Source organism: Paracoccus spongiarum (genome assembly GCF_030732095.1).
Lineage (GTDB): Bacteria > Pseudomonadota > Alphaproteobacteria > Rhodobacterales > Rhodobacteraceae > Paracoccus > Paracoccus spongiarum.
In genome coordinates, this window is the sequence record NZ_JAVAMQ010000002.1 from 118,496 (window position 1) to 144,543 (window position 26,048).

Annotated in this window: 16 protein-coding genes; 5 read left to right on the top strand and 11 right to left on the bottom strand. The window is 70.0% G+C overall.

All coding sequences use genetic code 11. The features are described from left to right. The first annotated feature begins 61 nt into the window (after positions 1-61). Positions 62-388: a DUF1330 domain-containing protein gene (locus Q5Y72_RS02630; RefSeq protein WP_305961865.1), complete on the top strand. Its 327-nt coding sequence runs from the start codon at positions 62-64 to the stop codon at positions 386-388. A gap of 27 nt (positions 389-415) precedes the next feature. Here Q5Y72_RS02630 and Q5Y72_RS02635 read toward each other — a convergent pair whose 3' ends face one another. The 10 genes from Q5Y72_RS02635 to Q5Y72_RS02680 all read right to left on the bottom strand — a co-directional run bounded on the left by Q5Y72_RS02635 (position 416) and on the right by Q5Y72_RS02680 (position 21,831). After that, positions 416-1,756, bottom strand: a complete 1,341-nt coding sequence (locus Q5Y72_RS02635; protein ID WP_305961866.1) for an oligosaccharide flippase family protein — start codon at positions 1,754-1,756, stop codon at positions 416-418. Next, a complete protein-coding gene (locus Q5Y72_RS02640) occupies positions 1,753-2,964 on the bottom strand; it encodes a glycosyltransferase (protein ID WP_305961867.1) in 1,212 nt (403 codons plus the stop codon). Before Q5Y72_RS02640 ends, Q5Y72_RS02635 begins: the two co-directional genes overlap by 4 nt. Before the next feature lie 96 nt (positions 2,965-3,060). Beyond that, entirely contained in the window at positions 3,061-3,906 is an 846-nt protein-coding gene (locus Q5Y72_RS02645) for a glycosyltransferase family 2 protein (RefSeq protein WP_305961868.1), read from the bottom strand. Further along, positions 3,903-6,416: a hypothetical protein gene (locus Q5Y72_RS02650; protein WP_305961869.1), complete on the bottom strand. Its 2,514-nt coding sequence runs from the start codon at positions 6,414-6,416 to the stop codon at positions 3,903-3,905. Before Q5Y72_RS02650 ends, Q5Y72_RS02645 begins: the two co-directional genes overlap by 4 nt. Next, positions 6,413-7,384: a hypothetical protein gene (locus Q5Y72_RS02655; RefSeq protein ID WP_305961870.1), complete on the bottom strand. Its 972-nt coding sequence runs from the start codon at positions 7,382-7,384 to the stop codon at positions 6,413-6,415. The genes Q5Y72_RS02650 and Q5Y72_RS02655 overlap by 4 nt, the downstream gene beginning before the upstream one ends. Positions 7,385-7,408: 24 nt before the next feature. Continuing rightward, positions 7,409-8,068 carry a 4'-phosphopantetheinyl transferase family protein gene (locus tag Q5Y72_RS02660; RefSeq protein WP_305961871.1) on the bottom strand — a complete coding sequence of 220 codons (660 nt, stop codon included), beginning with the start codon at positions 8,066-8,068 and terminating at the stop codon, positions 7,409-7,411. A 2-nt stretch (positions 8,069-8,070) separates the two neighbouring features. Beyond that, the gene (locus Q5Y72_RS02665) at positions 8,071-12,627 is read right to left on the bottom strand and encodes a MupA/Atu3671 family FMN-dependent luciferase-like monooxygenase (protein ID WP_305961872.1); all 4,557 of its coding nucleotides are present in this window, start codon (positions 12,625-12,627) and stop codon (positions 8,071-8,073) included. Further along, complete coding sequence (locus tag Q5Y72_RS02670; protein ID WP_305961873.1) at positions 12,624-13,622, bottom strand: glycosyltransferase family 2 protein; 999 nt, start codon at positions 13,620-13,622, stop codon at positions 12,624-12,626. Before Q5Y72_RS02670 ends, Q5Y72_RS02665 begins: the two co-directional genes overlap by 4 nt. A 3-nt stretch (positions 13,623-13,625) precedes the next feature. Beyond that, positions 13,626-20,024 carry a type I polyketide synthase gene (locus Q5Y72_RS02675; RefSeq protein WP_305961874.1) on the bottom strand — a complete coding sequence of 2,133 codons (6,399 nt, stop codon included), beginning with the start codon at positions 20,022-20,024 and terminating at the stop codon, positions 13,626-13,628. Between the two features lie 355 nt (positions 20,025-20,379). Then, positions 20,380-21,831 (bottom strand): hypothetical protein, encoded by a 1,452-nt coding sequence (locus Q5Y72_RS02680; protein WP_305961875.1) that lies wholly within the window; start codon positions 21,829-21,831, stop codon positions 20,380-20,382. Here Q5Y72_RS02680 and Q5Y72_RS02685 point away from each other — a divergent pair. Together Q5Y72_RS02685 and Q5Y72_RS02690 are read left to right on the top strand one after the other, a co-directional pair. Continuing rightward, positions 21,830-21,985 carry a hypothetical protein gene (locus Q5Y72_RS02685; protein WP_305961876.1) on the top strand — a complete coding sequence of 52 codons (156 nt, stop codon included), beginning with the start codon at positions 21,830-21,832 and terminating at the stop codon, positions 21,983-21,985. The two genes, Q5Y72_RS02680 and Q5Y72_RS02685, sit on opposite strands and share 2 nt — an antisense overlap. Beyond that, positions 21,982-22,749, top strand: coding sequence for a WecB/TagA/CpsF family glycosyltransferase (locus Q5Y72_RS02690; RefSeq protein ID WP_305961877.1), 768 nt, complete (start codon positions 21,982-21,984; stop codon positions 22,747-22,749). Before Q5Y72_RS02685 ends, Q5Y72_RS02690 begins: the two co-directional genes overlap by 4 nt. A 1-nt stretch (position 22,750) precedes the next feature. Here the strand turns inward: Q5Y72_RS02690 and Q5Y72_RS02695 are convergent, their stop codons facing one another. Beyond that, positions 22,751-23,773, bottom strand: coding sequence for a glycosyltransferase family 2 protein (locus Q5Y72_RS02695; protein ID WP_305961878.1), 1,023 nt, complete (start codon positions 23,771-23,773; stop codon positions 22,751-22,753). Positions 23,774-23,929: 156 nt separating this feature from the next. Between Q5Y72_RS02695 and Q5Y72_RS02700 the strand changes: the two genes are divergently transcribed. After that, on the top strand, positions 23,930-24,817 hold the full coding sequence (locus Q5Y72_RS02700; protein WP_305961879.1) for a CpsD/CapB family tyrosine-protein kinase: 888 nt from the start codon (positions 23,930-23,932) through the stop codon (positions 24,815-24,817). 3 nt (positions 24,818-24,820) lie between these two features. Further along, positions 24,821-26,041, top strand: coding sequence for a GumC domain-containing protein (locus tag Q5Y72_RS02705; RefSeq protein WP_305961880.1), 1,221 nt, complete (start codon positions 24,821-24,823; stop codon positions 26,039-26,041). The last annotated feature ends 7 nt before the right edge of the window (positions 26,042-26,048 follow it).

Genomic DNA, 26,048 nt, shown 5'->3' on the forward strand with positions numbered 1-26,048 from the left:
GACGGCGAAGCGCCTAGTCTGGCGTCAGTTCCGGCGGTTGCGACAAAGGGGAGGAGACGCGATGCCTGTCTATCTGATTGCGGATGTCACGGTGACGGACGACGCCTGGGTGCCCGACTATGCCGCGAAGGTGCATGACATCGCGGCCCGGCATGGCGGCCGATACCTGTCGCGCAGCGGCAATATCGAGACGATCGAGGGCGCGCCCCCCGGCAGCACCCTGATCGCGCTGATCGAGTTCCCGTCGCGCGAGGCGGTTGCGGCCTTCGCGGCGGACCCCGACTACGCGCCCTTCGCCGAAGGCCGCAAGGCCGGCAGCATCAGCAACTTTCACGTCATCGACGACACCGATCTGGCCGGCGGCATTCCCTATCTTCCGAAGGGCTGACCCGCCGGGCAGCCCCGCGCGGCCGGCTCAGCCGCCGATCACCATGTGCGACATCCCCGCGAAGGTCACCAGCAGGCCAACCGCGGCGAACAGCGCGTCATGCAGCGGGTCCCAGACCCGGTGCCGGATCGCCAGACGGATGATGAACAGATGCAGCACCCAGCCGGCCAGCATCTGCCCGATGATGGCCCCGGCAAGCCCGCCCATCTCGGCGCCGATCAGGAAGGCCGCGATCTGCACCCCGGCCCGCAGCATGGTCAGCAGAGACGGGCTGCGGCTGTCGCCGGCCGCCAGCGCCGCCTGCGGGTAGGTCATGCCCAGAACGACCGGCACCTGCGCGCAGGCGATCAGCGCCACGATCGGGCCTGCGCCCTGGTAGCGGATGTCATAGAGCAGGTCGATGATCCACGGCCCGCCAAGTGCCATCACCGCGATCATCGACATGACGATCGCCGACAGCCCCATCCGCATCCGCCGCACCGTCGCGAAGTTCTGCGCCGACTCCTGCGGCGGGCTGTCGCGATAGACCGGGATGATGGTGCGGCCGGTGATGTTCTCGGCCAGCGCCATCGGGAATGAAGCGAGGAAGAAGCCGATATTGTAGACGCCCAGCTGCTCGAGGCTCAGATACTTGCCCAGCACCGCCTTGTCGCCCTGCGACAGCACGAAACCGCAGGCCGAGCTGAGGGTGATCCACTTGCCGAAATGGATCAGCTCGTGCAGGGCGTCGCGGTCCATCTCGAACCGGGTGGCGGGCCCGGGCAGATAGTGACGGGTCAGCGCCGCCTTGACGCCCGCCGCGACGAACTGCCCGAAGACCAGCGCCCAGATGGACCGGGTGGCCAGCGCGAACAGTACCATCGCCGCGACCGAGGCTGCCTGGCTGGCAAGGTCGATCTTGGTGACCATGCCCAGCCGGATATGGCGCATCGCATGTTCGATATTGGGCGACACCAAGCCGCCGATCAGCAGGCTTGCCCCGACAGCGGGCATCAGCTGCACCAGCTGCGGCGCGTCGTAGAACTGCGCCGCGGGCCAGGCCAGCAGGCAGATCACCACGAAGTAGAAGCCGTGCAGCATCATCTTGACCGACCAGGCGGTGTTGAGGAATTTCGGGTCGTCGCCCCGCTTGCTCTGCATGATCGAGGGGGTCAGCCCGACATCGGTCATCATCACCACGCCGAGGACGAACATCGTCACCAGCGCCATCAGCCCGAAGGCGTCGGGAAACAGCAGCCGTGTCAGGATCAGGTTGCTGGCCAGCCGGATGCCCTGGCTGAGAAAATACCCCATCCCCGAGATGGCCGAACCGCGCAGCACCCTCTGGGTGATGCTGGTTCCCGAAAGATAGCTGGTCAGGGGTCTCATGGCCGCATCGCTTCCTCGATCAGGCGGGCCAGCCTCGCGGCCTCGCGGTCTATGTCATGGCGCTGCATCACCCGCGCCCGCCCGGCCCGGCCCATCTCGGCCAGTCGCGCGGCCGGCGTGGCGGCGGCGGTGGCGAACAGATCGGCCAGCGCCTCGGCATCGCCCGCCGGCACCAGCCAGCCGGTCTCACCCGGCAGGACCAGTTCGGGATTGCCCGCGATCGCCGTGGCGATCACCGGCCGGCCCGCGGCCATCGCCTCCATCACCACCATCGGCAGCCCCTCGGCAAAGCTGGGCAGCACCAGCGCATGGCTGTCGGCCAGCACCCGGCGCACGCCGGCCTCGTCCAGCCAGCCGGTCAGCGTCACCGCATCGGCCACACCATGCCGGGCAATCGCAGCCTCGATCTCGGCGCGCATCGGGCCGTCGCCCACCAGCGTCAGGTGCAGGTCGACCCCACGCGCGCGCGCCATCGCGAGGGCCTCGGGCAGCAGCAGCTGGCCCTTCTGCTCGGCGAACCGGCCGATAGTCACCAGCCGCAGCGGCCCTTCAGCGGGCATCGGTCCGGGTTCGGGAAAGCGACCGGGCTCGATCCCGCAATGGATCACCCGGATGCGCGGCCAGTCGGCATAGGCAGCCCAGCGGCTCAGCTGGCTGCGGCCATGCCACGAGATCGCGACGGCAAAGGCCGACGCCGCCACCTTCTCGCCAAGGCTCAGGGCCTGCGGGCTGTCGAATTCCTCGGGGCCATGCACGGTGAAGCTGAAGCCCGGCCCGCCCAGATCCTGCACCAGCGCCGCCACGGTGGCCGAGTTGGTGCCGAAATGGGCGTGCAGATGAACGAGTCCCAGGGCTTCGGTCCGGTGGGCGACATGGGCCGCCTCGGCCAGATAGATCATGTGCCGCAGCCGGCCCTGCGCCGACCTGCCGCCCATCCGCCAGGCACGGGCAAGGGCACGGGCGAAGCCGTGGGGCCGCGTCAGCGCAAGGCGCAGCGCAGCCTTGGCCAGCCGAGGCGCACCGGCCTGCAGGACCAGTTCGGTGCGGTCGTATTCCGCGACGTCGGCCGGATCGACCAGGGCCGCGCGGTCGCTGCGCATGGCAAAGCGATGCACCTGCCAGCCCAGCCGTTCCAGCGCGTGGATCTCGCGCCGCACAAAGGTCACGCTGGACTGGGGATAGGTGTTCAACAGATACCCGATACGCACGCCGAACCTCGTCTCAGGCCGCGACCGGCGGCGCCACCGGCCTAGCCTGTCCGGCGTCGCGGCGATAGTCGAAGATCGCAGCCATTCGAGACAAATTCATCGGCCGCGCGACCAGCCGGCACCGCCGCCGCGCCGCAGGCGCACCGCGACCGACACCGCCGCATAGACCGCAAAGCCCACCGGATCGCGCAAGGCCAGCCGCAAGGCCCCGCCCGTGCCCAAGGCAGGCTTTCCCTCATTGGCCAGCAGATGCGGCCAGCGTTCCGCGATCTCGGTGACGCCGGCATCCTGCCGCCGGCGCACCCGCACCAGCCGCGACCAGCCCTCGACCATCGGCCAGCTGTAGGGGGCGGCGACGCCGATGCGTTCCTGCGGCGCGAAGTGCAGCCGCACGAAGGTGTCGTCCGAGATGATCCGCGGAAACGTACCCCACCGGGCCCGGCCGGCGGCGTTGACGGCGAAAAGCCCGTAGCCGGGTGCCTCGCTGCGCGCGAAGGGCAGCCGTTGCCACAGCCGCGCATAGGCGCGGGTCACGGCGCTGTCGGCGCGGGGAATTGTCGCGGTTCCGCTGGCATAGGCGGCACCGGGCGCATCGGCCAGTGCCGTCGCTAGATCGGCCATCAGCGCGGGGCTGACGATCACGTCGGCATCCAGATAGGCGCGCAGCGCGCCCCGCGCGGCGGAGTCGCCGGCGTTCAGCGCACCGATCTTGTCACCCTCGGCCCGTTCGATGACCTGCAGCGGCCAGCCTGCGGCGGCGGCGGCGGGCGCCATGGTCCGGGCCACATCGGCGGTGCGGTCGCGACAGCCATTCGCGACCACGATCACCTCGGCGCCGCCCGGCACCGGATCGCCCGCGATCAGCGCGGCGAGGCAGTCGCCCAGCCATGCCTCTTCGTTGCTGGCCGGCAGGATCACGCTGAGGCGCGGCGCGGGGGTCATTTCTGGGGCTCCGCGACGGCGTCCCAGCGGGGGTTCTGGTCGTCCAGAAAGCGCAGCACGCCCCAGCTGCCGTATTCTCCGGGTGTGTCGATGGCGGTGTAGAAGTTGAAGGGCTGATCGCTGACCTTGCGCCAGCCCGCCAGCAGGCGGCGGTAAAGATCGCCCATGCCCGGCGCATAGTTCAGCGCCACGAGGAATTCCGTCAGTTCCGCGTCGTTCATCGCGGGTCCAGAGGCGACGACATGGCTGCCGCCCTCATACATGACCAGTTCCAGCCCAAGCTGCGCGGCGGCGCGGCGATGATAGGGGAACAGCTGCGAGATCGTCCACTGCACCGTGCCCTCGGGCTTGCCGGACAGCGCGCCGGCGCGCAACTCGGTGATCGCCTGCTCGATCGCCTGATCGAAGCGATGCGCGGACACATAGCTGTCGCGCCCCGCACCCGACAGGCCGCGCTGGCGCGCCTGCGCCTCGGCCCTCTCGCGGCTGGCCTTCAGCGCATCGCGCAGCATCGCCATGCGTCCGGGATCCTCGAGATTGGCGTAGAAATAGCCGGTGATCGCATAGGCATCGAATGATTCCGCGAGAGGTTCCCAGCTCTCGGGATCGGCGGCCTTCCAGGCAGGCGCCATCAGCATGTCCTGCTCAGAGCCGGTCGCGCCGGTGAAGGTGCCGATCACCCGCACCAGCCGGCCCGCGGCCGAGGGCGCGAACTCCTCGGCCCAGATGTCGGCGACCTGGGCCGCCCGCCAGGCGCCATATTGCATGCCCGCCCCCTCGACGCCCCACAGCGCCAGCGCCTGTTCGTCGGCCCATGCCCTCTGGTCGAAGGCCCAGTTCCAGACCTCGTTCGAGAACTCGACCCAGGCCCGGCGCCCCGAATCCAGCCGGTCGCGCACGCGCCTCGCATAGCTGCGCATCAGCTCGTCATCGCCCAGATGCGGCAGGGTGAACCACGGGTCCAGTTCCAGTTCGTTGGCCAGCGCCACCATCACCTCGGGCGGCACGCCGCGGTCGGTGCTCCAGACATAGTCATCGACCGAGGGCAGGTCGGCGACCGTGCGCAGCGTCGCGTTGTTGGTGCGCATCCAGCCCATGAAGCGCAGCACCTCGGCACCGCGCAGGCGGGCCAGGAAATCGGGGTTGAAGATCTGCCCGGCATCCGCCAGCGGCAGGCGGTCCTGCCGCACCACGCTGATGCGCCGGACAGGATCGCCGGGGTCGGTGGCCCGCAGATGGATCATCACGCTGCCCGGGCCGGGGGCGTAGTCGAACGAGATGCGCCCCGGCTCGTAGCTGATGTTGCGGGCCCGGCCCTCGATCTCGATGCGGCCCGATCCCTGATAGCGCAGCACATAGCGCCCCGCGACCGAGATCATCCGCGCGTCCAGCCCGCTGAGGATCAGCGTGCTCAGATGCGTGACCTCGCCGGGCATCCGCAGCGGCCAGCCCTCGGCATCGAGATATCCCGCCTCGCGCAGCAGCGGCGCGTCGAAGCCGCCCCACTGGCCCGGCAGGTGACCGATCCAGGGCCGCGCGGTCTTGAACACGTCCAGAAAGGGCTGCTCGACCGACCAGTCGTTGACGCTGGACAGGTTGTACGCGATGCCGGGCTGGTTGACGCCGCCCAGATAGGACGCCTCGGGGTCCTGCCACAGCGGCCGCTGCGCCGCGTCCGAGACGGTCGCGTTGACCAGCAGTTCGGCCTGACGGCGCTGCGCCGCGTCGCGGGGGCCCGTCGCCTGACCGCTGACCCGCAGGGCGATGCGCTGCATCGCCTCGGCCATCGGCGCGGTCACCGCCTCGTCAAGGCTGGCGGGGCGGTTGCGGCCCAGCCAGACCGGCAGCCCGGTGGGGTCCTCGCCGCTGAGCGAGGCATGCATCAGCATCGCCGCAAAATAGGTGCCGCGCCCGTTCAGCTGGCGGTTGTCGGAAAACAGCTGCGACAGATCGTCCAGCCCCGGCACCTCGCCCGCGGTGATCGCATCGGACAGCGCCAGCAGCCCCTGCGCCAGCGGGATCAGCCGCATCGGCGGAGCGTCGCCCGGCTTGCGGCCATCCTTGTTGACGGCGGCCACGAAGGCCTGCCACAGCGGCGCCGCCTCGGCCACCGCGTCGCGCCAGGGCTGCGGGCCGACGGCGGTCAGCGCCGGCCAGCTTTCGTAAAGATAGGTCTGCGCATCGGGATTGGCCCGCAGCGCCAGGTCGCGGAAGCGGCTGGCGTAATCGACGCTGCGGTGCCGGCGCAGGCTGTCGGCCAGTGGCAGCGCCTCGGTCATCACCACCTGGTCGATGCGGCCCGAGGCCAGCGCCAGGCGCGGATCGATGCCCGGCCCGGCCGCGGCGTTCAGCCAGTGATAGCCCAGCGGCCCTTCGGGCGCGGTGCGCGTCTCGACCACGGTCTGCTGACCCGACATGCGCCCCGCCGCCTCGACCATCTGCGGCAGTTCCGGGCCCAGAAGGCCCAGACCCACGAAGAGGATGTCGTTCAGCAGGGCAAGCGGCGTCATGCGGCCACCCCGGTCAGCGGATCGCCCGACACCACCTGCCAGACCAGCTGCTGCGCCCGGGCCGCGGCCTCGGGCGCGAGGGCCTGCGCCGCGCTGCCATCGGCGCGCAGCAGCGCGGCGGGCAGGCCCTCGGGGCTGCGATGATACAGCACCGCATAATGCGCCAGCGCGACGACATAGTTGCCAAGGTCGCCGGCGTGGATCTGGTCGACCTCGCCTTGGGGCGTGCGGGCGAACAGGTCCTCGCGGCGGGTCAGCCCCGGCAGTTCGCCCGCCTCGGCGGCCAGCGCCACCGCCGCCAGCGCCGCGCCACCCGGGATGCGGTAGATGACCCCCACGCCGTCGGCCCCCATCGCGCGGCGCATCACCTCGTCCTGCCACAGCGGCTTCGAATCCGCGGCGATGCGCTGGCTCCAGCCCGCCTCGTCGTCAAGCCGGTGCCAGGTCTCGTAGAGATACAGCCGGATATCGGGCCGCGCCCCCCGCGCCAGCCGCGCCCATTCCGCCAGGTAATTGCCGCTGGCATGCCATTTGATCGCGTCGCGGATCTCGACCATCTCGGTCAGCACCAGGGCGTCATAGCCGCCACCGCGCAACTCCTCCTGAGCAGGGCGGTAGGCCGGATGGTCATTTTCCTCGGCAAAGCCGGGCACCTCGTCGGGACCAAGCCAGTGCGACCGCAGCGTCGCCCCCCAGCCAAGCTGCGAGGCATAGTCGTGCCCGGGCGGTGCAAGCTGGGCCAGCATCGCCGGCATGTCGCGCCCGACGAGGCTGTGGCCGAGATGATAGACCCGAAGCGGCCCGGACGGGGGCGACAGCGGACGATGCGCGGCGGCGAAGGCCTCGGCCGGCATCATCGGCAAGGGAGCCGGGGCCCCCGCGCGGCGCTGGCGCACCAACAGGCCGGCGCCAAGGGCCGCCGCCCCCAGCAGGCCGAATCCGCCCAGAATTCCCAAACGCCGGTTCATCGCACGCCCCCCTGACCGCTCATCTCAGCCGACCTGCCGCAGGAAGCCTGCGACGACAAGCCCGCCGGTCCGGGCAAAGCGGCCCTGCAGGCGTGCGCCGGCCGGAAAGGGCGCATAGGCGCGGTTGAACACCGCCTCGAGCGCGCCGGCGGCGGGATCGACGCGGACCGACATGGCGTCAAAGCCGAACAGGGCGCAGCTGGCCGGATACTGGCACTTGAACGCTGCCTCCTTGGCGCAAAAGATCAGCCGCGCCCATCGCAGCGGCTCGGTCTGGCCGGCAAGCCAGGCGCATTCGCCGCCGTCGCAGATCTCGGACAGCACATCGCGCGGCAGTGGCGCGTCGGGCTCGACATCGAGGCCCAGCCCCGCCACCAGCGTGTCGGGCGCCGCCACCGCCAGCGCGACATCCTCGGCATGGGTGATGCTGCCGACCACCCCCTCGGGCCAGACCGGCGCGCGATCCGGCGCGGCGGGGATCGCCGCCCCGGACAGCCCGGCCGCGGCCATCGCACAGCGCGCCGCATGGCGTCCGGCCGCGAATTCGGCACGGCGGTGATCGACCGCGCCGGCCACCGCCTCGGCCTCTCCGGGCCACAATTCACCGCCGGCACCGATCGGCACGACCCCATGCCCGACACCGTCGGGAAAGAGGCCGGCCAGGATCCGCGCCAGCCCGATCATGGCTAGCCCTGCCCGCGTCCGGCGCGCAGCGCGCGGCGATCGGACATCGCCTTGGCCCGCGCCGCGGCGCGATCCTCGGCGCCCGCCGCCGCCTCGGCCGTCGGTTGCGCAGCGACATTGGCCGCCTCGCCGCCGCCCAGATGCCCGGCCAGCGCCTCCAGCGTCGGGAACTGGAAGATGTCGGTGATCGACAGCCTGACCCCGCCGCCCAGCGCCTGCCTGATCTCGCGATGCGCCTGCACGGCCAGCAGCGAATGGCCGCCGAGGGCGAAGAAATTGTCCCTCGCGCCGATCTGCGGGCGGTTGAGGATGCGCGACCAGACCTGCGCGATGGTAGCCTGCACGCCAAGCGCCGGTGCCACATATTCGCCGGTCGGGGGCGCCGCGGCGTCGGCCGGCGCCGGCAGCGCCTTGCGATCGACCTTGCGATTCGGGGTCAGCGGAAACTCGGGCAGGCTGACCACATGGGCGGGCACCATGTGCGCAGGCAGGACCTGCGCCAGATGCTGGCGCAGCGCCTCGGTCGACAGCCAGCTGTCGCCGGTCACATAGGCCACCAGCCGCATGTCGCCGGGCTGGTCCTCGCGCGCCATGACCACCGCCTGCCGCACGCCGGCAAAGCCCTCGGCCACGGCCTCGATCTCGCCCAGCTCGATCCGGTAGCCGCGCAGCTTGACCTGATGATCGGCCCGTCCCAGGAATTCCAGCCGCCCATCGGCCTGCCAGCGCACCAGATCGCCGGTTCGGTACATGCGGCCCGGATGGAACGGGTTCGCCTTGAAGCGTTCGGCGGTCAGATCGTCGCGGCGCCAATAGCCGCGCGCCACCCCTGCCCCGCCGATCCACAACTCGCCCGGCGCGCCGACCGGCACCGGCTGCATCGCCTCGTCCAGCACATAGACCTGCGTGTTGACGATGGGCGTGCCGATGCTGGCCACCGGCTCGGCCGCGTCGGCGGTCGCGGTGGTGGACCAGATCGTCGTCTCGGTCGGGCCATACATGTTCTCGATCCCCGCCGGACTGGCCCGGTTGAGATCGGCGACCAGCGATCCCGACAGCGCCTCGCCGCCGATCATCAGGTGCCGGACGCGGGCCAGCGCGGCGCGAGCATCGTCGTTCATCGCGATCATCCGCGCCATCGAGGGCGTGCATTGCAGATGCGTGACGCCGTGGCGCCGGATCTGCGCCGCGATCGAGAAGTCATCCGCGGCCGGCGCGCTGCCGGCATTGCTGCGGGCCAGCAGTTCGGCCAGCGGCTTCAGCCCCTCCAGCACCTGATCGCGGGAGATGCCGTAGTCGATCAGCGCCGCGATCTCGGTCACGCCGATCCGCTTCAGCTGCTCGACGCGCGGCAGCATCTCGTCGACGGTGCCGAACAGGCCCGAATCCTCGAAATAGCGGTTGAAGGCGAAGTCGAGGATCGCCTCGTTCTCTTCGTCGCTGAGGCTGCCGAGGTCGATCTGCATCGGGTTGCTGACGCCCTGCGGCTTCTTGAAGGCCGGGAAGGCCCAGGCATACTGCTTGACCAGCGCCGCCGCCGAGGCGAGGTAATCCTTCATCGGCTGTCGGGCGACCTCGCGCGCGGTGTCGCGGTCCGCCGCCAGATAGCTGTGCAGCATCAGCGTCACCCGGTATTTCGACGGATCGCGGCCGCTGTCGCGCAGCGCCTGGTGGTAGATGGCGATCTTCTCGCCCACCTCCTCAATGGTCTGGCCCAGAAGATGGGTCAGCACATGGGCACCCAACTCGCCCGCCTCGCGCCAGGTTGCCGGATTGCCGGCAGTCGTCACCCAGATGTTGATCTCGTCCGAGACCGGGCGCGGCTGTGTCAGCACATCGACCATCTTGCCGCCGGCCATCGGAAAGGCCACCGTCTCGCCCCGCCACAGCCGCCGCAGGATGTCGATGCTGTGATACATCGCGGGCTTGTTCTCGGGCGGCGTGTTCTCGGGACGCAGCACGAAATCCTCGGGGTGCCAGCCCGAGGCGATGGCCAGTCCGGTGCGGCCATTGGTCAGGTTGTCGATCACCGCCCATTCCTCGGCGATGCGGATCGGATGGTGCAGGGGCGCCACGCAGCTGCCGGCCCGCACCTCGAGGTTGCGGGTCACCGCCGCGACCGCCGCGCCGGTCACCGAGGGGTTCGGATAGGGGCCGCCGAAGGCGTGGAAATGCCGCTCGGGCGTCCAGACCGCGCAGAAGCCGTGCTGGTCGGCGAATTTCGCGCCCTCCAGCAGCAGGTGATACTTCTCGCGTCCCACGCCGTCGTCATTGCCCCAGTAGAACAGGCTGAAATCCATCCTGGTGTCGCTGACCGCCGCGCCGCCCGAGACCAGCCCGCGTTCGGCATCGCCCATCAGCACCAGCCGGAAGCCGCGTGCCAGCGTCCAGAACAGTTCCAGCACCGAGATGTCGAAGGACAGCGAGGTGACGGCCAGCCAGACCCCTGCGGGGTCATGCTGAATGCGGTCATCCATGCCGGCGAAGAAGTTCGCGACATTGCGATGTTCCAGCATCACGCCCTTGGGCCGCCCGGTCGAGCCGGAGGTATAGATCAGATAGGCCAGGTCGTCGGTCGTCACGCCGCTGTCGGGATTGTCCGAGGCCGCGGCCCCGATGCGTGCGTCCTGATCCAGCACCAGAAGGCCCGCGCCATGGGCCGGCAGCCCCTGCGACAGCGCCGCCTCGGTCACGATCACCGGGCAGCCGCTGTCCTCGACATACAGCGCGATCCGGTCGGCGGGATAGCTCGGGTCCAGCGGCACATAGGCGCCGCCGGCCTTCATGATCGCCAGCGTCCCGACCAGCAGATGTTCGTTGCGGCCGGTATGGATGCCGACCAGCGTGCCGGGACCGACGCCCATCTCGCGCAGCACATGGGCCGCGCGGTTGGCGCGGGCATTCAACTGGGCATAGCTGAGATCGCGATCCTCGACGGTCAGCGCGACGGCATCGGGCGTGCGCGCCACCTGCGCCTCGAAAGCGTGGTGGATGCAGATGTCGGGGATCTCGCGCGCCGTCCGGTTCCAGCCGGTCACGACCTGCTCGCGTTCGGTCGCGGGCATCGGCGCGATGTCGCCGACCTGGCCGCCCTGCGCCGTCGCACGGGCCAGATGCGACAGACGCGCGGCCAGCAGTTCCGCCGCGCCGCGCCCGATCCGGGCGGCGTCGACATGCAGCCGCCCGCTTTCCGGCGCCAGCGAGATCACCGTGCCGGGGACGGGGGCATCGCCCGCCGCCGCCACACCGATCTGCGGGCGTTGCGGCAGGTCGATCGCCGGGTCGCGCAGCGGCAGGTCCAGCGCGAAGGCCGGATGGAGGCGCGCCCGTTCCACCTGCGCGGCCATGCGCGCGCGCAGCGCCGCCGTCGTCTCGGAGGGGTCGGCATGGGCGCGCAGCGGCACCCAGTCGGACAGATAGCCGGGCGCCCGCGGCCCGGCCGGATCGTGCAGGGCCAGATCCACCGCCTCGCCGCCCGACAGCGTGCTGGCCAGCAGCGCGACCGCCACCAGCAGATCGCCCGGCGCGCCCTCGACCGGCAGCGCCTGCCAGTCCGCGTCGCCCTGCGCGGCCCGCGCCAGGGGCACCGTCGCCGCGGCGAATGATTTCAGCGCCGTGCGCCAATAGCCCTCGCCCGGCGCCACCGCAGCCATCGCCCCGGTCAGGTCAGGTCCCTCGGCCGGCCTCGGGATGACCCGACCCGACAGCGCGGCCGGGTCGATCTCGCCGCCGTCAAGCGGCTTCAGCCCGGTCAGCCGCAGCGCGCCATCGGCGAACATCACCGTCAGGGCGTCGGCCGATGCGGCCAGGATGGTGCCGGCCGCGCCCGCGCCCTCGGCCGGTTCGCCATGCGACACGGCGATGACGCGGCCGTCCAGCGCCACCTTGGCCAGCGCCAGCGGATTCGGATAGTCGCCGTGATCCAGACCCCGGATCAGCCGCCATGCGGCCTCGCGCGGACTGCCGACATCCAGAAGCGCGGCCGCGGCAGGGCGGTCGGCGCGGGCGTGGTAACCACGCTGCGACAGGTCCTGCGGCTGCCGGCGCAGCCCGGTCTCGACCTGGTCGATCACCGCGCCAAAGCTGTCGATCGCCGCCTCGAAGGCGCGGGCATTCAGGGTCAGGGTGGTGTCGTCGGGGGCGATGTCGAACAGCCGCTGTTCGAGGATGTCGCCCTCGTCCACGCCGCCCTCGATCAGGTGCCAGGTGATGCCGTGCCGGCTGTCGCCCTGAAGGATCGCCCAGGCCGGCGTGTTCAGCCCCGCCCGGCGCGGCAGCGGGCCGTCGTGAAAGTTGATCGCCCCCCTCGCCGCCCGCGTCAGCAGCGCATCGGGCACCAGCGACAGGTTGGCCACGCTGAACAGCCAGTCATAGGCCAGATCGCCCGGCTCGCGCGTCGTGGCCTGCGCCGCCACCCGGATCCCCTGCGCCTCGGCCCAGCTGCGGATCGCCGGGTCGCGGGTCAGGATCGCGGCGATGCCGTGACCGCGGTCGCGCCACTGGCTGGCGCATTGGATCAGCAGGGATTCATTGCCGATGAACAGGGCGGTCTGCGTCATGTCGTCCTCTCGGTGACGGAAACATCGTCGGGATGAATGGCGGCCGGGCGGATGCCGGTCGCCAGCGCGCGGATGTCATGGGCCAGCAGGTCGCGGGCAAATCGCCGGCCGCCACTGCGCCGCGACGATCCCAGCATCAGGCGCAGCCGGTTGATCGCAAGCCCCGCCGATTGCGCCAGGGTCGCCGCGATGGCCGTCGCGAGGCCGTGGTTCTTGCGGAAATAGCGCCACCGGCTGTCGAACCAGTAGCCCGGCGTCCGCGCCCATTCCTTCATGCCCGTCGAGGCCGAGCCGATATGCGCCACCCGGCTGGCGGGCACGTAATCGGTCTGCCAGCCCGCCCGCGCGGCGCGCAGGCACAGGTCGGTCTCTTCGAAGTAGAGGAAATACTCCTCGTCGAAGGCGCCGATCCGGTCCAGCATGTCCTGTCGCATCATCAGGCTGGCGCCCGCGACCCAGTCCATGCGGGTGGTCCGCTGGGGGATCGGCTGGGGGATGATCGCGTGGCGCAGAAGCCGGCTGATGGGGCCGGTCTGCGCGGCACCCTCGAGTTCCGAGGCGACCGAGGGGAAGCGGAAGCAGGTCACATGCGGTGCATCGTCGGTGCCGTGGATATAGCTGCCCGCCATGCCGCTGCCCGGACTGGCCTGCAGGTGATCCAGCAGCAGCCGGATCGCGTCGGCCGCGGGAAAGGCGTCCGAGTTCAGCAGATAGACGAAATCCGGGCGTCCGCCATCGGGCAGGCCGGCGCGGATGCCGACATTGTTGCCGGCACCAAAGCCGCCATTGCGGCCGGACTGGATCACCCGCACCCGGTCCCAGCCGCGTTCGGCGACCGCGCGCCGCAACACCTCCTCGGAGCCGTCGCCACTGTCGTTGTCGACGATGACGATGCCGCCCTCGATGCCGTCCATGGCGCGGATCGCCGCCTCGGCCGAGCGCAGCGTCATCGGGGCGGTGCGCCAGTTCAGGATGACCGTCAGGACCCGAGCCATCGCCTACTCCGCCGCCTGCGCCATCGGCGGGGCGATGCCCGCCTCGGCCTCGGCGATCACCTCGCGCATCCGGGCGGCCATCACCCGGACATTCGGTTCCAGAACCATGCTGTCATGATCGCCGGGCACCTCGATGACCTGCAATTGCGGGGCAAAGCGGGTCAGATCGTTGTCGGGGAACACATATTCCTTGGCAGAACTGACCCATCGGCCGCCCGAGACCTGCCAGTGGCGGTCCAGCGGCGGACGGAACAGCACCACGCGACCCTCGCGCGGCTGCATGTCATAGCCCGGCAGCGCGGCCCGGAACGCGGCCTCGATGGCGGTGTTGTGGAACTGGTTGGCGGCCTCGGGCGCAGCCTCCGCGCGTTCGGCCTGCTGCCGCTTCCACGCGGCCCGGGCCCGCGCCCATTCCACCACATAGCCCGGCCCCTTGCGGCGCAACTCGGCCATCTTGATCAGCGCCTTGTCCTGCCGGCTGAGCCAGGGGCGCATCGGCAGGGGCGTGTCGAGGAGCACCGTCAGCGCCACCTCGTCGCCCCCGGCCTCAAGCTGGCGGGCCATCTCCCAGGCGATCAGGCCACCGCCGGAGAAGCCGCCCAGAAGATATGGCCCCTCGGGTTGAACCTGCTTCAACTCGGCAATGTAATCCCTTGCCGCATCGACGAAATTGTCATGCGGCTGATCCTCGCCAAACAGTCCGCGGGCCTGCATCCCGTAGAAGGGTCGGTCGCCGCCCAGAAGTTGGGCCAGGTGGCGCAGGTTCAGCACGTTGCCGAACATGCCCGCCACCAGGAAGAAGGGCCGCTTGCCGCCGCCCTCGCCCTGATGCATCGGCACCAGATGGGTAAAGCGCCGCGCCGGAGCCTTTCGGGGCGTCGCCGCCGCCTCGCCGTCCTGCGGGCCGATGCGATCCTCGATCATCGCGGCGCAGGCGGCTATGGTCGGCGCCTCGAACAGCACCGAGATCGGGAAATCGACCGAGAAGGTCTTGCGGATCATCGCGAACAGCCGGACGGCGATCAGCGAATGACCGCCCAGGTCGAAAAAGCTGTCCTCGACCCCCACCTGCCCCACGCCCAGCAATTCCTGCCAGAAGCCGACCAGCGTCCGTTCGATGCCGTTGCGCGGCTCGACATAGTCGCTGTCAAGCTGCGGACGCTCGAAGCCCTGACGCTCGACGGTTTCCCCGGCGCCCTGCGCGGCCTGCCGGATCAGGTCCGGCAGCGGCATCGACGACACCACCACCTGCGACTGCCCGGTTGCCAGCGCCCGCAGGAAACCCTCGGCGCCCTCGTCGGGGCGGATGCCCTGCGACAGGTTGTGCTGCAGCCGTTCCTCGGCCGGCGACAGGCGCCGGTCGGCCTGCTGCGCATCAGGGAAGACGACGTCCCGCCGGCCGGTCTGGCCGGTGAAATCCAGTTCGCCGTCAAGGCGATGGATCGTGAAGCCGGAAATGTCGATCAACACGCGGCCCGCGGGATCGGCCAGCGTCACGTCGAAGCGCGCGAAGGGGTTGTCGCTGCGATTGTCGGCGCCGTTGCGCACCCAGCTGCGGATCTCGGCGGTCAGCGGGGCGTGAACCCGGATCGTGCCATAGCTGACCGGCACCCAGAGGTGATGGGCCTGATAGCCCTCGATCAGCCCCATGGCCCAGCCGGTGGCCAGGTCCATCAGCGCGGGATGGATCGGATAGCCCTGCTCGGGCTCCGAGCGGAAGGCGTCGGGCAGCGCCAGCTCGGCCAGACCCTCGCCCGCGCCATAGGCCCGGCGCCGGATCACCCGCCAGCGCGGACCAAAGCGCAGATGCGCCTCCTGCGGGCTGACAAGGCCCTTGGGATCGGCCTCGACATTTTCTGAACAACGGTCCGAAATTGATCCGATATCAATATGTTCCGCAGTCTGCGGCGCGAACCCGATCTGCGCCTGCGCGTTCAGCTCGAACCCCTTGCGTCCATCGACCACCGCATCGCTGCGGATCTGGACCGCATAGCCCTCGTCATTGCGCGCCAGCGTCAGGCGCAGGTCGCGCGAGGTGCCGTCATCGACCGCCAGCGGACGGAAGAAATACAGGTCGCGGATCTCGAAGGGACCGGTCTCGCCATGGGCGCGCAGGGCCTCGGCGATCAGTTCAAGATAGCCCGTGCCGGGCACCAGCGCCTGCCCCTGCCGGGTGCGGTGCCCGTCCAGCAGCCAGTGCCGCGTGGTCAGCCGGGCGGTAAAGATCCGATTGCCCTCGGCATCGAAGCTGGCCTCGTCCAGAAGCGGTGTCCCGGCGTCGGTCACCGGTGCCGGCTCGGGCGCGGCCAGCGCCTCGGCGGCCATCCCGACCTCGGCCCAGATACCCCAGTTGATCGCCGTCACCGCGGTCTTGCCGCCGCCGCGCGACCTGGCCCAGGCATTCAGGAACTCGTTTGCGGCGACATAGTCGACCTGCCCGGCCGGGGCGATGGCGGTCGAGGTCGAACTGAAGACCACGATCCGGCCCACCGAGCCGTCCGGGAACACCTTGTCCAGCACCTCGGTGCCGTGGACCTTCGCGGCAAAGACGTCCTCGACGCTGGCCGGGGTCTTGGCGAGGATCGGCATGTCGTCGACCACGCCCGCGCCGTGGATCACGGCATCGACCGGGCCGAACCGCGCGATCGTGGCATCGCGCGCGGCCTGCATGTCCTGAAGGTTGCAGACATCGGCAGCCAGGCAGATCACCTCGGCCCCCGCCTCTTCCAGTGCCCGCACGCCGCGGATCCGGGCCGCGATGGCATCGCCCGGCGCCGCGCCGCGCAGCACGCGGTCCCATTGCGCGCGCGGCGGCAGGGCGCGCCGGCCCACCAGCGCGATGCGCGCCCCAAGGTCGCGGGCCAGCCGTGTGGCGACCGTCAGGCCGATGCCGCCGAAGCCGCCGGTCAGCATCACCACCGCGCCCTGCGGCAGTCCGGCCCCGGCCTCGGGCAGCGGCAATTGCCGCCATGACATCTCATAGCGCCGCTCGCCCCGCAGCGCGGCCGAGCGGTTCGCGGGCTCGGCCAGCATCTCCTCCAGCACGCGGTCGCACAGCCCCTGCCATGCCGCCTCGTTGCGCCGGCCCTCGGGCAGGACCAGATCCAGCGCGGCACAGGTCACGCCCGGCAATTCGCGCGGCATGACCCGCAGCGGACCGGCGATGGTGGCCTTTTCCGGGTAGGGCAAGGCCTCGTCGCGGACCTGCACAGCGCCGCTGGTGACGGCCAGCAGATGCACGGGACGGGGCAGGTTTTCCTCGGCCATGGCCTGGGCCAGGAACATCAGGCTGTAGAAGCCCTGTTCCTGGTTGCGATGGAAGAAGCTGGAGCCGGGGCGAAAGCTTTCGCCCGCCGTCACCAGCCAGAAATGCGCGATGCGTTGCGGGGCGAGGCCGGCGGCGACAAGATCATGGACCAGCCGGTCGTAATCCTCGCGCCCCCGCTCGGGCGAGATGGTAAAGCTGTCCTCGCCGATCCGGGCATAGGCGTCGCCCGCGCGCAACTCGACCACCCGGTGCCCGGCCTCGCGCAGCCGGGCGATGGCGCGGGCGGCCAGCCCGGCCTGATCGGCAAAGACCAGCCATGTCCGCGGCTCGGCCCGGTCCAGCTCATCCGCCTCGACTTCGGATTCGGCTGCGCGGGGGCGCCAATGCGGCTGCCAGCCCCAGTTCTGGACGCCCTCGAGGCGTTCGATCAGCGGCTCGTCCGACGGGGTGGCGATCCGGCCCGGCTCGATGAAATAGCTTTGGCGCTGGAACGGGTAGGTCGGCAGCGGAACCCGTTTGCGCCGCGCCTCGCCCCAGATCGCCGACCAGTCCACGGCCACGCCAAGCGCCCACAGCCGGCCGACCGTCGCGATGAAGAATTCGTCGTCGGGCACGTCCTGTTGCGGATGGCGGAGCGCCGGCACCACCTGGTTCGAGGGGATGCCGTTGGCCTGGGCCAGCGAGGACAGCGCCCGGCCCGGCCCCATCTCGACATAGACCCGGCATTTGCGCTGTGCCAGATGGGCGATGCCGTCGGCGAAGTTCACGGTGTTGCGCAGATGGGCGACCCAGTAATCGGGGTTGGTCGCCTCGGCCACGCTCAGCGGCTGGCCGCTGCGGTTCGAGATCACCGGCAGGCGCGGCGCCGACAGGGTGATGCCGCGCAGATAGTCGCCAAAGCGCGCGAGGATCGGTTCCAGCATCCGGCTGTGGGCGGCGATGTCGATCTGGATCCGCTGCGCCTCGATCTCGTCGCGGGCCAGCCGAGCCTCCAGCGCGTCAAGCGCCGCCTGCGGGCCCGAGACGACGCACAGATCGGGGGCGTTGACCGAGGCCATGTCCAGATCGTCGGCCCAATAGGGCTGCAGCGCATCCCGCGACAGCGGCACCGACAGCATCCCGCCCGGCGCGATGGTGTCGAACAGCTGGCCGCGCAGATGCACGAGGCCGATGCAATCCTCGAAGGATATCACGCCGGCGAGGCAGGCGGCGGTATTCTCGCCCATCGAATGGCCGATCAGCGCGGCGGGCTGCACGCCCCAGCTGATCCACAGCTGCGCCAGCGCGTATTCGGTGATCATGATCAGCGGCAGCTGCACCGAGGGGGTCTTCAACCGCTCGGCCGCGGCGGCGGCGCCGTCGGCATCGGGCAGCCACAGCCCGCGCAGGTCGTAATCCAGATGCGGCGCCAGGTGATCCAGCCCGCGATCCATCCAGTCGCGGAACACCGGCTCGGTCTCGTAGAGGTCGCGCGCCATGCCCACGAACTGCGCGCCGCCCCCGGGGAACATGAACACCGTCTCGGGCGGTTCGGGCAGTTCCTGATGGGTGAACACCTGCCGCGGATCGCCCTCGTCCAGACGGGCCGCCGCCTCGTCATGGCTGCCAGCCACCAGCACGCGGCGATGTTCGAAGGCGCGGCGGCCATGCTTCAGCGTCCAGGCCACATCCGCCAGCGGCTGGTCGGGATGGGCGCGCAGATGGGCCGCCAGGTTGCGGCTGGCCTGATCCAGCGCCGCCTTGCTGCGCGCCGACAGCACCAGCAGCTGGAACGGCCAGTCGCTGTCCTCCGAGGCGGCACGTTCGGGCGCCTCCTCGACGATCGCATGGGCATTGGTGCCGCCGACGCCGAGGCTGTTGACGGCCCCCCGCCGCGGCGCCCCGCCAAGGCGCGGAAACGCAGACAGCCGGTCATTCACGCGAAACGGCGAATTCTCGAAGTCGATGGCGGGGTTCGGCGCCTCGTAGCCCAGCGAGGGCGGGATCTGCCCGTGATGCAGCGCCATGCCGACCTTGATGAGGCTGGCGACACCCGCCGCGGTGTCGGTATGGCCGATATTCGTCTTGACACTGCCGATGCCGCAGAAGCCGCGCTGCCCGGTCGTCTCCTCGAAGGCCTGGGTGAGGGCCGCCACCTCGATCGGATCGCCCAGATAGGTGCCGGTGCCGTGGCATTCGACATAGCCGATCGTCTCGGCGCTGACGCCGGCGACGGCATGGGCCTCGGCGATGGCGCGCGACTGGCCTTCGACCGAGGGCGCCAGATAGCCGGCCTTGGCGGCGCCGTCGTTGTTGACCCCGGTGCCGCGGATCACCGCCCAGACATGGTCGCCATCGGCGATCGCATCCTCCAGCCGGCGCAGCACGACGCAGCCGGCGCCCGAGCCGAACACCGTGCCCTGCGCGCGATGGTCGAAGGCGTGGCAATGGCCGTCGGGCGAAAGGATCTCGCCCTCCTCGAACAGATAGCCGCGGGCATGGGGCAATTCGATCGTCACCCCCCCCGCCAGCGCCATGTCGCATTCGCCGTTCAACAGCGATTGTGCGGCCTGATGCACCGCCACCAGCGAGGTCGAGCAGGCCGTCTGCACCGAGATGCTGGGCCCCTTGAGATCGAAGATGTGGCTGACCCGGGTCGACAGGAAATCCTTGTCGTTGCCGGTGTGGCGCAGCAGGAACATGCCGGTGTTCCGGACCAGATCGGCATTCGAGCAGATGTTGAAATAGAAATAGCTGCCCATGCCGCAGCCGGCAAAAACGCCGATCGGGGCCTTGAATCCCTCGGGCGTGTGGCCGGCGTTTTCCAGCGCCTCCCACGCGCATTCGAGGAACTGCCGGTGCTGCGGGTCCATGATCGCCGCCTCCTTGGGCGACAACCCGAAGAACTCGGCATCGAATTTCTCGAAATCCTGAAGGATCGAGGCGGCGGGAACATAGTTCTTCTGCCGCATCCGCGCCGGGCTTTCGCCATTGGCGGTCAGTTCCTCGACACTCAGCTGGCGGATCGATTCGATCCCGTCGCGGAGATTGGCCCAGTATTGCGCGATATCGGGTGCGCCGGGCAGATGCGCCGCCATGCCGGTGATCGCGATGGCCCCTGCGGGAAGTTGCGCCGAAGCGTCCTGAGCGGTCATGGCGCCATCCATTCCGGTTTGTTGCGTGTCGCGGCGGGGTCGGCCAGGGGCCGCCGCGCCGCCATCAGTCTATCCAACTGCGCAGGATCTGCACCAGCTTGAGGCAACGGAAAAGACGGCATTTCTGTCAAATGCCAAGGCGTGGCGGCGGACCCCGCATCTGTCGTCATTTGCCTAACCAATTCAACATCAACACACAGACATAACAGCTAATTCGCAACACGCCGGGATTGAACCTGCCGCTTTGGACAGGTGGCAAGGCCGATCGGTTGCATCTGCGGCGATCCTAGCATGAATGCCCATGCCCAACGAGAAAAACCGCCGCCAAGGGTTAACGATCCGGGCGCCATGCCGCCTACAGCAGGCTGCGCGGTCCCTGCGGCAGCTGGCCGACCAGCCCGGACCATGCCGGCGCGCCCCGGCGCGGTGCCGCGGGCCGGGGCTCTGCCTCGGCCTGCCCCTCGGGCAGGCGGCGCAGGCTTTCGACATAGCCCAGCATCGCCCCCGAGAACATCCAGGTGAACGGGCTGATGGTCGCATTGGGCAGCAGGTCGACGAGGTTGACCGCCAGCACCAGCGCCGCCCCCGCCGGCAGGATCTCGACGGGCCGGCCGGCTGCCCGGTATGCCCGCCCCAGCAGCAGGATCGGCAGCACCAGCAGGCCGAACTGCGCCAGAAAGCCGAAGAAGCCGGAATAGCCCATGGCGATCACCCACAGCCCGTCGGTGGTCGAGACGGTCTCGCCGCTGGCCGGGTCGTGGATGCTGCTGCGTTCCCAGCCGCCCCAGCCGAAGGCCGGCCGCCTCATCGCATGGGCCAGCAGCGCGTCCTCGTTGTCGAAGCGGAATTCCAGCGATTGCGCCCGTTCCTCCGACACCCGCGCCGCCGCCTCGATCAGCCGGTCGGTCGGGATCACGTCAAGCGTGCGCAGCGTCGGATAGCTGAGGATCAGCACGGCCATCAGCATCGCCGCGTTCAGGATGCGCCGCGCACCGGCCAGCGCCAGCAGCGGGATCATCAGCGCCGCATAGATCAGCGCGGCCATGCTCTTGCACAGGACCAGCACCGCCAGCAGATAGACCGCGGCCAGCCGCCAGCGGCCGGCGGTCTCGGGCGGGGCGGTGCGCGCCAGCACCACCGCCAGCATCGCCGACATCGAGGTGAGGATCGCGATCCACAGCCCGTGTTCCAGGAAGACGATCGGCCGGAAGCCCCCCTGCCGCATCATCTGGGCGAAATCATGCTGGAAGAAGCCGTAGATGCGGATGTGCAGCTGCGGCGACATCCGCACCTCGTACAACATCGGCAGCGTGTAGCACAGGAAGGCCACGACGAGGGCCATCAGCAGCTGGCGCAGCGCCGCGGCGTCATTCAGGATCTCACGCGACAGGGCCCAGATGCACAGAAAGCCCAGCTGGCCCACCACCATCGAGGCCGCATCGTAAAGCCGCAGGGCCGGCAGCACCTTGTCGCTGTTGATATAGATGGGATCGCCATTGGTCAGCACGGTCAGGAACGGCCCGGCCAGCAGCACGACCGCGAAGACCCGCCCGATCCGGCTGGCCGGAAACAGCGGGATGCGCCGGCCCAGCACCATCCAGGCGAAGAAATAGCCGAACAGCGACGGGATGCTGTGCTTGCTGAGGCCGGGCAGCGCCGGCAGGTCCAGCGACATGCCCGCCGGCAGCAGCATGTAGCCCGCGAGGATCGACCAGATCACCGCCGATCGCGGCGGCAGCCGCAGATACATGGCCAGCGTGACAAAGGGCCAGCTGGTCATCATCAGGACGGCGAGGCTGTTGGGCATGGCTGAAATCGTCGGCAATCGTGACAGGCTACCCGACCAGACCTATCACAGCCGCGCCCGGCGACAAAGCGTCCGCGATTGCCCCTGCCCCGCAAAAATGCCAGATAACGCGAAGAATGCTGCCGATCCTCGCTTTGGCGGCTCCAGCGCATGACGGGCAGCATGAACTTCACCTATGGCGACCGCACGATTCGCGTGAACATGCCGGACCAGACGGCCCTGATGGCCGAGCTGACGCGGCGCTTCCGCGGGGGCGAGGGCTTCGCGCTGGCCACGATCAACCTCGATCACCTGGTCAAGCTGCGCGGCGACAGCGGCTTCCGCCAGGCCTATGCGGCGCAGGATCTGGTGGTCGCGGACGGCAACCCGATCGTCTGGCTGTCGCGGCTGGCGCGGCATCCGGTGACGCTGGTGCCCGGCTCGGACCTGGTGGTGCCGCTGGCGCGGCTGGCCGCCGCCGAGACGGTGCCCATCGCCCTCGTCGGCACGACCGAACTGGCGCTGGATGCCGCGGCGGCGCGGATCACGGCCGAGGCGCCGGGCACCCGCATCGTCGCGCGCATCGCCCCGCCGATGGGCTTCGACCCCGACTCGCCGGTCGCCGGCGAGATGCTGCGGCGGATCGAGGCAAGCGGGGCGCGGCTGTGCTTTCTGGCGCTGGGGGCGCCCAAGCAGGAACGGCTTGCGGCCCGCGGCCGGCGCGAGACGCCCGGCATCGGCTTTGCCTCGGTGGGCGCAGGGCTGGACTTTCTCGCCGGCAACCAGCAGCGCGCGCCCCGATGGGTGCGCCGGATCGCGATGGAATGGGTCTGGCGGATGCTGTCGGCCCCGCGTCGCCTGGTGCCGCGCTATGCCAGATGCGCGGCGATCCTGCCGGCCGAGACGATCAGCGCCCTGCGCCAGCGCCCCGGCCGATAGGCTATTTGTATTCGATCAGCCCGGCCCGCCTGCCGCGCAGCCGGTTCAGCAGGTAGGACAGCACCCCCTGCGCCTCGGCGAAGCGGCCCAGCACGGCAAACAGCGCGATGTCCCATGACAGCCGGTCGGACAGCCCGCGCCGCGCCGCGAGCCGCAGGATCTGCGCCGGATAGGCCAGTGCGAGCAGCAGCGCCAGCGCCGGCGACACCAGCGCCGCCAGCAGGATCGCCAGCGGCAGCGCCACCCCCCACAGCAGCGCGCGGCGGGCCTCGGCCACCCAGTGGCGGTCGGGCGGCGCGCCGTGCAGGGCCGCACCCTCGGCGAAGGCGTGGCCGGCCCGGCGGGTGCGCCGCCACCATTGGCCAAGGCGGGTCATTGCGGCGTCGTGCAGGGTCATCTCGGCATCCAGCCGCCAGACCGTGCCGCCGGCGCGGCGCAGCCGCAGGCACAGTTCGGGTTCTTCGCCGGCAATCAGATCCTCGCGATAGCCGCCCGACGCCGCCAGCGCCGGCAGCCGCATCAGCGCGTCGCCCCCGCAGGCCAGCGACTCGCCGACCGGCGTGTTCCATTCGGCATCGCACAGCCGGTTGAAGACCGACACCCCCGGAAAGCGTTCGCGCCGCCGCCCGCAGACCACCACCACCGCGGGGTGAGCGTCCAGAAAATCGCGCGCCTGATCCAGCCAGTCGGGTTGCAGGATGCAGTCGCCGTCGATCATCTGCACATAGCCGGGCGGCTCGGGGTGGGCCATGATCGCGGCCAGCCCGGCATTGCGCGCGCGCGCCGCCGTGAAGGGCCGCGCCATGTCCAGCAACACCACCTGCGCGCCCGCCGCCTCGGCGGCCAGCACGCTGCCGTCGGTCGAGCCGCTGTCGACATAGACGATCCGGCGCACGCCCGCGCGGCGCAGGGAGGCCAGACATTCGACCAGCCGGGTCCCCTCGTTGCGGCCGATGGCGATGGCATCGACCGCGTGCGGCCCGGACCCGTCCCGCTGCGTCACTGCGTCCAAGGCTTCCCCCATCGTCACATTCCGCTTACCATGTTCCGGAAATGCCCTAACATCGCAGTATCATGCACCAAACATGTTCTATTGTATAAATTGATTCCAATGCAGCATCTGTTACGCAGGCCGGGCATCGTCCAGACTGCACATGTGTTAGCGATCGGGTAGCGAGTAATGACCTCTGAGACGCCGCAGACCTCGCAAAGCGGGACCACGGTCGTGCCAGCGCCGACCAAGGTCGCACGTCTGCGTCTTGACCGCAGTGCGAAGCCCGCGCCATCGGTCACCGCCACGATCCCGCCCGCGATCCTCAGCGGGCGCGACTGGGCGACGATCCGCAGCCTGCGCACCGATGCCGCGACCATGCGCCGCCACAAGCTGTTCGTGGACAGCAGCGACGACGAGGTGACGCGCCGGTTCGACCTGCTGCGCACCCTGCTGACCGGCGCGATCGAGGAGCATGGCATCCTGCGGCTTGGCGTGACCGCGCCGACCTCGGGCTCGGGCACCTCCTTCATCGCGGCCAACCTGGCGCTGTCCATGGCGCGGCGGCCCAGCGCGCGGGTGCTGCTGGCCGACATGAACCTGCGCGATCCCGGCCTCGCGCGGCTGTTCGGCGCCAATGCGCCCGGCCCGCTGGCCGAGATCCTGTCGGGAAGCCAGCCGATCACCGATCAGCTGCGCCTGTTCGGCGGCAATCTCGCACTGCTGCTGAACACCCAGGCCGCGACCGGCAGCGCCGAGATCCTGCAGGAGCCGGCCACCGGCGAGGCGCTGCGCGACATGCGCCACCAGTTTGCCCCGACCATCGAGATCTACGACCTGCCGCCGGTCCTCGGCGCCGACGACACGCTGTCCTTCCTGCCCCAGCTTGACGGCGTGCTGATGGTCGCGGACGGCACCCGCAACACCGCATCGCAGCTGCGCGCGGCCGAGGAACTGCTGACCGGCCGGACCCGGCTGGTCGCCGTGATCCTGAACCGTGGCGAGATCCGGCGATCGCTGGCCGAGATCATTCAGAACATTCGTCCCCGCTGGCTTGGCGGGCGCAGGAAGGGATAGCCGATGGGCAGCCTTGGATCGATCAGTGACATCATGTCGGCGCTGTGGCGGCGGCGCTGGCTCATCGGCACGACGATTCTTGCCGGCAGCGCGGCCAGCTATCAGTTCGCGGTCAGCCGGCCGCACAGCTATGCCGCCTCGGCCGTGCTGCAGATCGAGACGCCGCGGTCGCTGGCCGAGGGGCCGCGCAGCACCGGGGGCATCGCAGCCGGCTACTGGCTGCAGCTGGTGCAGGCCCGGCTGATGGTGCGCGACAATGTCGTGACGCTGATCGACAAGTTCGACCTGTTCGCCGACATGCCGCAGATGAGCGAGGCCCAGCAGGTCGAGATGGTGCGCCGCGCCTTCCGCATCGAGCCGATCACCGGCGGACAGTATTACGCCAATGCCGATCAGTGGCCGGGCGTGCTGCGGGTGACCGCCACGATGGCCTCGCCGGAACTGGCTGCCGACATGGCCAACGAGATGGCCGAGAGCGTGCTGGAACTGAACGCCAGCACCCAGAACGAACGTACCCAGGAGACGCTGGAATTCTACAGCCGCGAAGAGGCGCGCATCGCCCGCCAGATCGACGCCGTGGAAAGCGAGATGGCCGCCTTTCGCAACGAGAACCTCGAGGTGCTGCCGACCACGCTGGACAACCGCCCCGAAGAGATGCGCACCATCGACACCGAGCTGAACGAATTGTCGGGCGATCTGCTGGAGGCGCGCAGCAAGCGGGCCGAACTCGAGGCCCGCGGCAATCTCAGCACCGTCGAACGGCGCGAGGCGCAGCAGCTGGACAGCCGCATCGACCTGCTGTCCACCCGCCAGCAGCAATTGCAGGACCGCATGGCCGAGATCCGGGCATCGGGCCGGCGCAGCGTGAATGCCGAGGCGCAGATCGAAGCGTTCGAGCGGCGCCTGCTGCAACTGCGCGAACAGCAGGCCGAGATGAGCAGCCGTCGCGCCGCCGCCGAAACCTCGCAGCGCCTGAACGCCGAACAGCAGGGCGAACAGTTCATCCTGCTGGAACGCGCGGTCGAGCCCGAATACCCGCTGTCCTCGGGGCGCCGCAAGATCATGGTCTTCGGCCTCGCCGCCTCGATGGGCCTCGCCCTCGGCCTGGCCCTGCTGATGGAACTGCTGAAGCCGGTCCTGCGCTCGGCAGGCAAGATGGAGCGCAGCACCGGGTTGCGCCCGGTCATGACGATCCCCGACATCCCCGACCGCCGCAAGGGCTGAAGCCCCG

Bases quoted from the DNA above. Each gene is read 5' to 3' on its own strand.
- Q5Y72_RS02665 (WP_305961872.1), bottom strand. From the start codon at position 12,627: ATGACGCAGACCGCCCTGTTCATCGGCAATGAATCCCTGCTGATCCAA.
- Q5Y72_RS02630 (WP_305961865.1), top strand. From the start codon at position 62: ATGCCTGTCTATCTGATTGCGGATGTCACGGTGACGGACGACGCCTGG.
- Q5Y72_RS02645 (WP_305961868.1), bottom strand. From the start codon at position 3,906: ATGACCCCCGCGCCGCGCCTCAGCGTGATCCTGCCGGCCAGCAACGAA.
- Q5Y72_RS02660 (WP_305961871.1), bottom strand. From the start codon at position 8,068: ATGATCGGGCTGGCGCGGATCCTGGCCGGCCTCTTTCCCGACGGTGTC.
- Q5Y72_RS02670 (WP_305961873.1), bottom strand. From the start codon at position 13,622: ATGGCTCGGGTCCTGACGGTCATCCTGAACTGGCGCACCGCCCCGATG.
- Q5Y72_RS02680 (WP_305961875.1), bottom strand. From the start codon at position 21,831: ATGCCCAACAGCCTCGCCGTCCTGATGATGACCAGCTGGCCCTTTGTC.
- Q5Y72_RS02695 (WP_305961878.1), bottom strand. From the start codon at position 23,773: ATGGGGGAAGCCTTGGACGCAGTGACGCAGCGGGACGGGTCCGGGCCG.
- Q5Y72_RS02655 (WP_305961870.1), bottom strand. From the start codon at position 7,384: ATGAACCGGCGTTTGGGAATTCTGGGCGGATTCGGCCTGCTGGGGGCG.
- Q5Y72_RS02675 (WP_305961874.1), bottom strand. From the start codon at position 20,024: ATGACCGCTCAGGACGCTTCGGCGCAACTTCCCGCAGGGGCCATCGCG.
- Q5Y72_RS02690 (WP_305961877.1), top strand. From the start codon at position 21,982: ATGACGGGCAGCATGAACTTCACCTATGGCGACCGCACGATTCGCGTG.
- Q5Y72_RS02650 (WP_305961869.1), bottom strand. From the start codon at position 6,416: ATGACGCCGCTTGCCCTGCTGAACGACATCCTCTTCGTGGGTCTGGGC.
- Q5Y72_RS02705 (WP_305961880.1), top strand. From the start codon at position 24,821: ATGGGCAGCCTTGGATCGATCAGTGACATCATGTCGGCGCTGTGGCGG.
- Q5Y72_RS02635 (WP_305961866.1), bottom strand. From the start codon at position 1,756: ATGAGACCCCTGACCAGCTATCTTTCGGGAACCAGCATCACCCAGAGG.
- Q5Y72_RS02685 (WP_305961876.1), top strand. From the start codon at position 21,830: ATGGCTGAAATCGTCGGCAATCGTGACAGGCTACCCGACCAGACCTAT.
- Q5Y72_RS02700 (WP_305961879.1), top strand. From the start codon at position 23,930: ATGACCTCTGAGACGCCGCAGACCTCGCAAAGCGGGACCACGGTCGTG.